5 protein-coding genes are annotated in these 12,174 nt (G+C 55.9%); all 5 read right to left on the minus strand.

The genetic code is table 11. The features are described from left to right. Nucleotides 1-10: 10 nt before the first annotated feature. The 5 genes from ASD73_RS14005 to ASD73_RS14035 all read right to left on the minus strand — a co-directional run bounded on the left by ASD73_RS14005 (nt 11) and on the right by ASD73_RS14035 (nt 12,142). Complete coding sequence (locus tag ASD73_RS14005; protein ID WP_056373004.1) at nt 11-1,402, minus strand: HlyD family type I secretion periplasmic adaptor subunit; 1,392 nt, start codon at nt 1,400-1,402, stop codon at nt 11-13. Further along, a complete protein-coding gene (locus tag ASD73_RS14010) occupies nt 1,399-3,582 on the minus strand; it encodes a type I secretion system permease/ATPase (RefSeq protein ID WP_156377387.1) in 2,184 nt (727 codons plus the stop codon). Before ASD73_RS14010 ends, ASD73_RS14005 begins: the two co-directional genes overlap by 4 nt. Nucleotides 3,583-3,663: 81 nt before the next feature. Beyond that, nucleotides 3,664-4,782: a glycosyltransferase gene (locus ASD73_RS22815; RefSeq protein ID WP_156377388.1), complete on the minus strand. Its 1,119-nt coding sequence runs from the start codon at nt 4,780-4,782 to the stop codon at nt 3,664-3,666. Between the two features lie 175 nt (nt 4,783-4,957). Further along, nucleotides 4,958-9,898, minus strand: a complete 4,941-nt coding sequence (locus ASD73_RS14025; protein WP_162248160.1) for a putative Ig domain-containing protein — start codon at nt 9,896-9,898, stop codon at nt 4,958-4,960. Between the two features lie 1,614 nt (nt 9,899-11,512). Then, a complete protein-coding gene (locus ASD73_RS14035; protein ID WP_056373010.1) occupies nt 11,513-12,142 on the minus strand; it encodes a tyrosine-type recombinase/integrase in 630 nt (209 codons plus the stop codon). Between the last annotated feature and the right edge of the window lie 32 nt (nt 12,143-12,174).

Raw genomic sequence — 12,174 nt, forward strand, 5'->3', positions numbered from 1 at the left:
AAAGAAGGCGTTAGCGCTCCCGCGCCGCCGTCGTGCGCATCTTGTCGATCGGGCTCAGCAAATAGGAGGCTAGCGACCGGCGGCCGGTGCGGACGTCGGCGGTGACCGCCATGCCGGGCGTAAGCGGGATCGTTGTACCATCCCGCCGGATCGTCGCCCGGTCAAGCGTCACCCGCGCGGTGTAGATGAGGCCGCGCTTCTCGTCCTGCACCGCATCCGAGCTGATATGCTCAAGCCTGCTCGGTACAGTGCCGTAACGCGTAAATGGAAAGGCCTCGATCTTGAGCGCGACTGGCTGGCCGGCGCCGACGAAGCCGACATCCTTATTTGCGATCGCCACTTCCGCGACCAGCTTCCCACGCGCTGGCACGATAACCATGATCGGCTTGGCCGCCTCAACCACGCCGCCGACGGTATGGACGGCAAGTTGCGTGACCGTGCCGTCGACGGGGCTGACGAGGCGCTGGAGGCTGCCGCGCTTGGTCGCCTTGGTCAGCTCTTCCGCGCGCAGCCTCGCGTCGCTCTCGGCTTTAGCGAGATCGGCGAGCACGCGTGCGCGAGCTTCGGCGGTGGACCGGCTGGAATTACCGCCGGCCACCGCTATTTGTGCCTCGGCCTTGCGCGCAGTGGCGAGCGCTGCGTCGCGATCCCGCCCGGCGACGAGGCGCTGGCGGCGCATCTCGATGACGCGGAGCTTCGAGACATAGCCCTTTTCGAGCAGCGTTTCGTTGGCGGCAATCTGCTCATCGAGCAGGGGCAGGGTCTCGTTGAGCTTGGCCGCCTGAATTTCTGCCTCGGCCCGGGCAGCGCGGGCGGATTCGGTGTCTGCGGCTCGCGTCTGGCTACCCGCCCGGATCTCGGCTAGCTGGGCGCGGGCAAGCGCGATCTGGGTGGCGGCGACGTCGGCCGTGGTTCCGGCAGGCGGAGTGAAGCCCAGACCATGGCCGTCGAGCGCGGAAAGTATGGCGCGCAGCCGCGCGGCGTCGAGCATCGCAGTCTCAAGCGCCTTGCTCGCTTGCGCCGTGTCGGCGTCGGAGACGGTGGGATCGAGTTCGACCAGCGGCTGACCTGCGCGGACCCGCTGACCGTTGCGGACCAAAATCGTGTGGACAATCCCACCGGAGCCGGGCTGGATCAGTTGGACATCATCGGCAGGGACCAGCTTGCCCGTCGCCGATACTACAACGTCGACGCGTCCTAGGAACAGCCAGAGCAGTGCGACCGTGAGCAGGCCGAGCATTGTCCAGGCGGTAACCCGTGCGGTCGGCGACACCGGGCGTTCGATCACTTCGAGCGCAGCGGGAAGAAAGTCGTGCTCAGTCGTGCGCAGCACAGTGCGCTGGCGCTCCCGGTCGTCTCGCAAGGCCTTACGAATGACACCCCAATGATGGGCCAAGCTCATGCCGTCGCTCCCGCAGTCCCGCTTTGGCGACGATGAAGGTCGGCATAGCGCCCGTTTGCACGTAGAAGTTCCGCGTGGCTGCCACGCTCAACGATGTGACCTGCCTCCAACGCGATGATCGTATCGCATTGGCGAATGGCCGAGAGACGGTGGGCGATGATAAGGACCGTGCGCCCTGCGGCCATAGCTTTCAGGTTCTTCTGGATGATCTCCTCGCTTTCGGCATCGAGCGCGGACGTTGCCTCGTCCAGTATCAATATCCGTGGGTTGGTGATTAGCGCACGCGCGATTGCCAGCCGTTGGCGTTGGCCCCCCGAGAGATTGGTGCCACGTTCCTCGATCAATGTGTCGTAACCTTGCGGCAGGCCCACCACAAAGTCATGTGCGCCGGCCAAGCGGGCGGCGGCAATCACGGTATCGAGCGGCATGGCAGGATTTGCCAGAGCAATGTTCTCACGGATCGAACGGTTGAACAGAAGGTTTTCCTGCAAGACCACCCCGATCTGCCGGCGCAGCCAAGCTGGATCGATTTGAGCTATATCCACCCCGTCGATCAGGATGCGCCCCGTTGCCGGCACATAAAGGCGCTGCAACAGCTTAGTGAGGGTCGATTTCCCCGAACCCGACGATCCGACAATACCGAGCGTTCTACCCGGCGGAATATCGAGATCGATATCTTCAACGGTCCAGGTGCCCTCCAGACCATAGCGGAATTTAACACCTGAGAAGGTTATGTGTCCCTTGATAGCGGGCAAAGCAGTGCGACTGCCAGAGCCAGGTTCGATCGGCTGGTTGAGTACGTCACCCAAGCGCTCGATGGCGATGCGGACCTGCTGGAAGTCTTGCCAGAGCTTGGCCATGCGAATGACCGGGCCCGACACACGCTGCGCGAACATATTAAAGGCAACGAGGCCTCCAACGGTGAGCGATCCTTCAATCACGGCTTCAGCACCGAAGTAGAGTATCGCCCCCATGTTCAGTTTCGAAATCAGCTGGATAAGCTGCGATCCAGTGTTGCCGAGATTAATGACCTTCTGACTGGCCATCGAATAACCGGCAAGTTGGCGCTCCCATCGCTGCTGCCACTGCGGCTCGACCGCTGCGGCCTTGATCGTCTGCATTCCGCCGATGCCCTCGACGAGCATCGCGTTGTTGGCGGCGCTGCGCTCGAACTTCTCCTCGATCCGCGCTCGCAACGGGCGGGTGATGAAAATCGCAACGGCCAAATACGCCGGGATCATTAGGATCGAGATCAGGAAAAGCTTTACTGAATACATCCACATCACAGCGAGGAAGATCACGGTGAAGAGCGGATCGACCAATATAGTCAGGGAGGCATTCGTCAAAAATTCGCGGATTGTCTCTAGCTGGCGGACTCGCATAGCGATGTCGCCGACGCGCCGCGCCTCAAAATAGCCCATCGGGAGCCCGAGCAGGTGGCGAAACAGCTTGGCGCCTAGCTCGACATCGATCTTCTGACTCGTTTCAGAGTATAGCCTCGTGCGCAGCCAGCCGAACATCGTCTCCCAAATCGAGACGGCGAGGAAACCGATCACGAGGATCCGCAAGGTATCCAGAGTGTTGTGAACCAGCACCTTGTCAACGACATTTTGGAAGAATAGGGGCGCAGCAAGCCCGAGGAGGTTAATCGCGAGCGTGATGAGGAGGACCTCGCCAATCAAGCGGCGGTATTTGACTAATTGGGGGATAAACCAGCTAACGTCGAACCGGCTGGTGGCAGTAGAAACGCTCTCGCGAGTGGTGATCAGCACAACCTCGCCTGACCAGATTTCATCAAGCTGGGACCTCTTGAGTTTGCTGATCTGGCCCGGCGGGGCGCTGGCCAACTGCACCAAGGCTTCGTCACCAAGCACTCGGCCAATGATGAACCAGCCGGCTGGGCCATTTGCGAGGGCGGGCAACGGTTGCCGTGCCAGCTTGTCGAAAGTCGAATGGATCGCTTTAGCGCGAACGTCCTCCTGTCTTTTTGCCAGACGAAGGAGATCGCCTGCCGTGATCGCCTCATGGTGGCCCAGACTATGCCGGAGCTGGGCCGGCTCGACCGCAATCCGTTGCATGGCGAGCAAGGCCGCAAAGGCCACCAAGCCGCTGTCATCGACCTCGTGACCGATATTCGCCATTGGCTCAGTATTGTGACGAGGAATATCGGAATCGGTCATTCTGGGGCCTTGCGGTTCGCCAGCCGGTCGGCGTTTACGCCGACCAGACAGGGTTTAAGTTCCATTTTGCGAGTCTCATTTTCAGCCGCTAGGCTTGCGTTCCGGCGGCTTCATAGAACGGGGATCACAGCTTTTTTGGAGCAGATGGGTCAATGTTTCTGTATCCGTCACCGTCTGCATCGCCGATATGTCCGGTTGAGGAATTGGGGCGCCGGAGAGCGACTTGATCATCGCGAAGAGATCATCCGCAGCGATCCGCCTGTCGGTGATCAGCCCAGCGTTCGCGTTCTCGATCCCGCGTCCAACCAACAGCTTCTCCATGTCGGTGGGGAATATTAGCTGCGGCACGCGATTGATGAGGCACCAGTTCGCCATGCCGAGCCCGCCATGATGAACGGCAAGGCGCGCCGAAGGTAGAAGCTCGGAAAGGTTTAGCGGTTCGGATGCAAACAACAGGCGCTCCGTGGACACCCGGTTTGTGTCTCCCACGTAGGCACGAAATTTCCAAGGTAGCTGTTCGGCGACTGTTTGGACGAGCGACAGTGCTGGATGTTCTTCGGGCAAATATACCGCGATCAAGTCTCTCGTACCCACAGGAACAGGACCCGGCTTCGAAATTTCTACGGGCCAGTAATGTTCGCCTGCCCTTTGGAGACGATAAGGATCGAGTTGCGGAAGCGTGCAAACGAAGTTTGCGTCACCGCGCAACAGATCGGAAAATGTCGACAGCCTCGAGCGCCCGTCGGAGGCGATTTCCAGTGCTTCGACGATATGATCACTGACCTCCGACGTAGAGGCATCATTCAGGATGTTCTCAAAAGTGGGCAGGACACCCTCAGGAGGAACGGTCCAGCCGTTTCCAATCACGAACAATCGGCAATGACCGGTGGCCACGACATTCAAACTCGGCGCAAAATCAGAAAGGACGACGTCAGGGACGGCCTCATCCAGAAGTCTACGCCAGGCGCGGATCACAGGTCGCCATATTTGTCCGTCCGCAAAGCCAATCTGCGCAAAGACATCCGCAAGGGAAACGGGCTGTTTTTCAAAGACCTTGGCTCGGTGGAGGAATATGGGGGCCTGAACGACAGCAAGCCGTTTCTTCCCAATCTTCTGGAGAGCAGCAAGAACCTCCTTCGCCCGGGGCAAGTGGCGCGCAGCTACGGTCACTTTCCAACCGCGGTCCAAATAGGCGCTCACAATGGGAACCATCCGATGCAGATGGCCGATTCCGGCGCCTAATTCCCATCCGATGAGTAGATGTCGAACGATGATGCCCTCGGTAGCGCCGGCTTGTGGCGGAGGAAGGCGGGCTCTGGACGGAATCAGCCCGTCGCAGAGCCCGATGCCCTAGTGAAGGTTGCGGATCAGACCGTCACACCGAAGCCGAGCCGAAAAATCGGACATTCAAGCTCGTGAACGCAGAGATCGAAACGTCGGTCAAAGTGACGCTGTCGCCTCCGCCAAGATCGATCAGGAGGTCGCTACCTTGCTGGGTCGTGGCACCAAGGAGATGCGCCCAAGAGTCGAACTGAGAACGATCGAACTGGAGATAATCGTGGTTGGCTCCGGCCACCTCGAAATCATCAATCGTCCCTGCGCCGAGACCGCTTTCCATCACAAACGCTTCGGATACGGACGACCCCGTCTCGCTTGGATCGGAAATATCGAGGATGATTTCAGGCGCGTTCGCCCGGTTCCTGATTTCGTCCCGATCCCATGTAACCGAATCGGAAAATTGGACATGCTCAAATCCTTGATTAACTCCACCAGGATTGTCACCGGAGAATTGGTTCCCACCCCAAAAATCATTGCTATCGTCGACGAAGAATATGGCGCTGTCCTCATAGCGGTAAAGAGACAATTCATCGGAACTGATGTCCGTGAAAATAAGCTTATCCGCGCGAACGCCCTCATCCAATGAATACAGTCCGTCCCACCCATCTCCTCTCGAATAGTAGAAGACACCCTCCCCATTACCGACGACGCCATACCGATCCCGCCCTTGCCCACCGGTCACATCAAACAAGGTGCTCAACTCGAATTCATCATCTCCGGACGTTCCAGTAACTATCCGACGCCCGATCGTTATGGAAAATTGAGCACCACCCTCATCTTCTCCGTCCGTCGCGGTGATTTTTATAGCGTACGTGTTGCCAAATGCGGTGACAGGCGGCGTTCCTATCAGCCGTCCGTTCTCGAGCGAAAGCCAAGTCGGAAGCGGGGAATCGTCGGCAAGCGCTGCGGAAACCGCGACGAGATCGCCGTCCGGATCAATGAAGGAACTAACGGAAATATCGAGAGAATCATCGACCCCACCCATAATGTCAGGAAGCGGCGCTGAGACGGCAGGAGCCTCGTTGTCTGGTCCGAAGTGCAGGCGAAACGCGGAAGAGGTTTCCAATACGCCGTTCGCCGCAGTAACCACCACGTTCAAGACGCCCGAGGTGCCGATCGGCGCCGTGCCCTCGAACTGTCCGTCTTCGAAGGTCAGCCAAGTAGGCAGCTCAGAACCGTTAGCGAGCTGCGCGGTAAAAACGAGTGGATCGCCCTCGGGATCGGAAAAGCTGCCGGTCACATCGTAGGCAAACGCGGCATTGTCCGCCAATCTCTGGTTGATCAATTCCTGCTCGACTAGCGGCATGGTGCTCGTGCCGGTCAACGTCAGCGTCAAGGTGGACGCGGATGTCAAGCCGGCTGCATCTGTCACATGGTAATTGACCGTGAGGATTAATTCCTCACCCTGAGAAAGATGCTGATAGGCGGCATTGGTCGCGTCGAAGCTCCAGTTCCCGTTTGCCGCGAGGGCCAAGCCGGCGATCTGGTTATCGAGCGAGAAAGTCAGGACATCGCCGTCATCTGCATCGCTCGCCACAAGAGTTCCGCGAATGATCGCACCGTCTTCCACGACCGCGGCAGTCGCTGCCTCGGCTATCGGCGACGTTCCGCTTTCCGTGCCAAGGGCAGCATCACGGATTTGAAGCCGCGTCCAAGTGGTGTTGTCGGCAAATTTCAGCGTGTTGATGCCGTGGATATCGCCGTCATCGTCCGTGAACTGCGATGTGATATCCACCGTCGCACCGGTCGAGTTGATGGTCAGCAACAGCGAATCGCCGGACCGGCTGAGCGTGATATCGGCGGCGTTCGCATCAGTAAGCACAAGAGTGTCGTTTCGACTGTAGCCGAAACCGTAGTCACTGATCTGATCGTGGCCATCAGCAGAGGAAAAAAGGAACGTGCCTGCTCCAGCACCCTCAACGCTGATAAAGTCATCACCTTCACCGGCATCGATGACAAAATTGCCGGCGGGCGCATAAATGAAATCCGACGACGACGTTCCATTCTCAAATGTCTGGGCCGCGGCAATCTCCGAACTGGCCGCGGCGATAAGATCTGCACGAGACAAGATGGTGTTATCGGCAAAGCGGATTTGGTCCACGCCGAAGCCATCTCCGACCAATGCGCCGCTGAGCGTTACCGAACCGGTTTTGCCAGCAAATGTGATGGTCAAACCTGCTCCGTAATCACTGACTGCGAACTGCAGATCGGTCGGCAGAATCCCGGCGCCCAGTTCCAGGGTGTTGAAACCGTCGAGCGCACCCGCCCCCCAAATGATGTCGTCGCCGTCGCCGACATTCCACTTGTATGTATCATCCCCCCGGCTTTCACGAACGCGGTCGTTACCGGCACTCCCTTCGACCGTATCATTTCCACGCCCCGGCTTGAGGTCGTCGTCACCTGATGTGCCGGGATGGTTTTGATCCGGCGGCGGCGGTGGGGCGCCGATCGGATCTGCTTGCAGATAGGTAGTATTGACATAGTCTACGTAGCTATCGGGCGTGTGGTAGAGCGGCCTATCAACGCCAGGATATTCGTGCTTATAACCCCAGAAATCTTGCGTGACCCAAGATCCAAGTGAGAAATACACATCGTCGCCTTCCCGCGTCCAAACGGTGCCGTCGGCGAACGATATGGAATCGAGCTTTCGTGAATCAACGCCGTACGATATTGAAGAACCGTTTCCATTCGGTCCGATATTTTTCCCGTTTTCCAGGAAGGTAATCGTGTCGCCAGTCGATATGATCCGAACCGCGATAAATTGGACGTGGAACCCGTTACCGTCCTCTCCTCCAGAGAAATTGGCATACACATTCCGCCCGCCAGCGATAAGCTCAACATCGTCAGGGTTAAGCCCTTGGAGTGCGAGATCATATGCCCCGTCGACGTCATCAAAATTGACGACATCATGTCCACCTCCACCACCGAACTTGATCGTTGCGGAGGCGGATTTCAGAAGGATCACATCGTTGCCCGCGCCGCCGTCGACCGTCGCCCCTGAGCCACCTACCGTAATATTATCGTCGCCGTCGCCAGCATCGATGGTATGATCGCCCGAACTTTCGTCGCTTATGATGTCGGAATAATCTGACCCCACAATATCGGTATGGAAATTCTTCACATATATGACGCCGTCCGCGCCATTTCTATTCATAATATACCCGTCTCCAGATCCCTTATCTGTAATGACGAGCTTCATTCCGCCAGCATTAACTGCCTCCTCTAAGGAAATTTTGTCATGCAATCCACCACCGCCATCGATTGTCAAATTGGAGTTTGTCGGAATCAAGCCCTCGAAGGAAAAGATATCGTTTCCGCTACTGCCGATGATCTTTTCGATTTCTGACAGTTGGTCAGTTCCTCCAAGACCATCTGCAACAGAGATCAAGGCATCATCACCGAAGCTCGAGTAAGAAATAGTTATGGGTACAGTTCCGTCGCCATAATTTACCGTGTCTGTCCCGCCGCCGCCCTTGATCTCGTTATCCTTTTCATTTCCTTTTATGATGTCGTCGCCAGATCCGCCCCAAACTCGTTCTGCGCCAAGAATAGTGAGTGACTTATCTCCAGAGCTATCATCTCGAGCCTTAACATTGCTCGACGTCGCAGCAAGGTCGATCGAAAGGTTCGTAGAGTTGAGAGAGGCATCTATGAGATCGCCTTTCCCGAACCCTGTCGCGTTGCCTTCCATTTTAATCTCGGCGACGCCGCCTTTTCCATCTGAGCCAGCGAACTGAGCACCCTCGATTACATCAAGGCGGACTACGTCATCCACGTCAGTCAGTTTGATATGCTCGATCGAGATCAACGTATCGTTCCCGAATGATATCTCTGCGCTTGGGCTAATCTGATCGAGGACAAAGATAGCAGCGCTTTTGTCGCCGGCATCAATCGTTCCAAACGTCCACGCCGGTGCGCCCACAGAGCTAGCCGGGCCGATAAGAACGGTTAAGCCGACTCCGTGAAGATTTCGAGACCCAGCCGTCTCATATTGGACGGTATCGTCCCCATCATTCTCTAGACTAGTCCGTCCACTTCCGGTGTAGTCACGAAAATCGCCGCCGTGTAGAAGGTCATCGCCGTTTCCTGCGGTCAAACCGTCGTCGCCGTCGCCGCCAAAAAGCCGATCGGATGCCCACCAAAATGACATGTCCCCATCAGAAAGTTCGTCATTGCCTCCGCGCCCGAGCACAATATCTGGACGATATGTTCCTTTTGCCGCGCCTGATCCAGTATCCGCAGTTGCTCGACCAACAATGAGGTTGGTTGGCTCCGATCCGCTGACATCACCAGTCGCCTGCCTATACGCAAGCATGTCATTCAAAGTATAAAATTCGGCAGAAGATATATAACTAGAATGGCTCTCAGTTGTCTGATTTGAGCTAACGTTATTTCCAACTATAAATTCTTTTCCTTCGAAATCGATCCAGTTGCCTCCTCCACTGTCCCCTGGCAGAGTGATTGCACCGGTATCAGTAATCAACAATCCCACGCTATCTACCGCAAGGTACCCGGAACTAACTTCTTTAGTTCCAGTAGTCATGCCCCAACGTTTAAATTTGGTGCCAGAAGTTAATCCAAAATCGGCCGAGGCAATGTCAGATGAATCGAGGTATACTGCCATGCCTGCGTCATTTTTTCCTACATTTCCGCCATAATCTACAAATACCATATCACTAGTTCTAAGATGAATTTCAATGAATTGCCCACTAAAGCTAGAAGGTATAGATGGATTTGGAGTTGGAAGAGGGTTACTTAAGGCAGCCACTCGAGATGCATACTGACTATAATAGTTACGAGGATCGTAAAAAGATGAAGCCCCGCTCAAATGACGAATTTGACGATTTGTATTATTCTCGTTGAATTCGTACATCACGTGACCTGCCGTCAGCATAATGCCGTCGCCAATCATGACACCCGAGCCGCCTCCCGTGCCTGAACTTCCATCAGGGGGTGCGAGGCTCTTGTTATCGGGCATTGGGGGCTCTCCTGCGGCAGTAAATTCCATTGATGGCCCGGGATTCCGGATTGAAGAGAACCGGGATTATTTCCTCGCCGGCGGACGATTGGCCTACCTGACGACCATAGCCTAATCCCTCCGGCCAAGCGCACCAATCGGGCACCCTTCGGTCGGCGCAGTAGAAGCCATATCGAGATGACTTAGCGCCAAATTTTTGTCTTGATAATACTGGCGTCCATTTTGCACACCACGGGTGGCTTCGCTCTTTGAGCACTAGTCCACTGAATGGCCTTGAAAGGTCTCGGCTGCAGTTTTCACCGTTGGAGCTGTGTCCCGTTGTCGTGCGCTTGCAGTAGCGACTATGCGACAATCGTTCAGCTTGTGAGGCGCTTGTATCACTGTCGTCGTACGGCTGATCCGTTCTGGCAACGCAGAATGGAGCCGAAGGGCGGACAGGCGCTGATGAAGAAACGCAGTGAGTCTCGCCATTGGGGCCTGTCCGCGAGCACATCTTTTGCCAATTGGTCCAGAGCTGACAGTCTGGATTTTTGCTGTCAAAACTCGCCAAGGCTGCGTTCGCAGCGACACCGGAGCGATAATAGATCTGGGGATTTTCTGCAGCTCCCGGCAAGAAGCAGAGAATAACACCAGACAATATGGCAGCCGACTTGATCCTCATCCGATCCCCCGATCCACGAAATCATGATAACAAAGAAACACCACGACAACATTGGAAGCATAGCGCGCTCTCAATCACATACGCACAGTGACAATCCTGCCAAGGATAACTCGGCAGTAAGCCAGTGGAATCAGCCAAGATTCCCTACCCTCGGACATCTTAGAATGACATAGTTCCGCGATCATGCAACTGACATTTTGACAAAAAAGCGCATTGAGCTTTCTGAGGAGCAAAAGTAATTTAAAAATTAACCTCTCTTTTGACGCATTTTATACCATTTTCACTTGCTGCCTGCAAAAATCGCAAAGAAATTGACGATAATACATTCAAAATGGCGCCAATTTCTATGATCGCAATGGCTGGGAGGCATGTGTACTTCGTTGGTGAAGGCGGCTACAAACAATGAAAGCGCGGCATTCCCGACGGAAGCACAAAAACTGATGTAGCAAATGAAAGGCGGCTATCAGGACGCAATCGACTAATATCGCCGCGGAGCTCAGGCATCGACGACTGACGATAAACGGATGTACAAACGATAGCTTTCATGCGAATTTAACCGGCCATTTCGGTCCTCTTTAATTAATAGAACGTCCGCCTTTGAGGGCTGATCGGCGGGCTCTCGAACGGGGGAGTTGAGACGCGAAGCAGCTAACTCGCCGGTTGCAAGAAGGCTCAAATAGCTATTTCCAGCGAATTATAACATCGGTGTTCCCGTGAACCCCGGGGCAGCGTTGGTTGTCATTGTACAACCGGCAGTCTCGGGTTCGCGGGAATGACGTATATCGGAAACCGAGCGCTTCCAATTCCGACCCATCCGATTGCGGGTGTCATGTCTACGAGGCATGGCAGAACTGGCCGGTTGGAGACTGTCAGCTTTTGGAGATCAAATAGAGAGAGCGGACGTTCTAAGACGCGCCAGAGCGCTCGCTCTCTAGGATATCGAGATTTGATCGTTAGACTTCGACGCCTTCCGCCAGTGTCAACGCGTCTTCAACGTCGACGCCGAGGTATCGCACGGTATTTTCAATCTTGGTGTGACCGAGCAGAATTTGGACAGCGCGTAGGTTGCCGGTTGCCTTGTAAATGATCGACGCCTTTGTCCTCCGCAACGAATGCGTCCCGTAATCTTCACTTCGGAGGCCAACCGCGGTGACCCATTCGTCGACGAGACGTGCATATTGGCGCGTGCTCATATGAGCGGAGTGGTCGACCCGGCTGGGGAACGCAAAATCCTCGATCGATCCACCGCGTCGCTCAAGCCATGCCAAGAGGCTCCCGCGAGCATCCGACATGATTTCGAATTGAACTGGTCGACCGGTCTTCTGCTGGATCACCATCGCCCGCGTTCTCAACTCACCACCTGCGACAAGGTCGCCGATCTTTATCTTCACTAGATCGCAGCCTCTCAGTTTGCTGTCGATCGCAAGATCGAAAAGCGCCCTGTCTCGAAGCCGATGCTCGCGATCCAGATGAAAACGAATCGCCCATATCTGCCGCGGCTTTAACGGCCGCTTTGCACCAACCTTTCGACCGGCATTCCACGCCGGTCGCGGAGGTAAATAGTCGAATTCTGACCTACCCATGATCGTTCTCCTGCAGCCAAAATGGCCAAAAA

The organism is Sphingopyxis sp. Root154 (genome assembly GCF_001427105.1).
Taxonomy (GTDB): domain Bacteria; phylum Pseudomonadota; class Alphaproteobacteria; order Sphingomonadales; family Sphingomonadaceae; genus Sphingopyxis.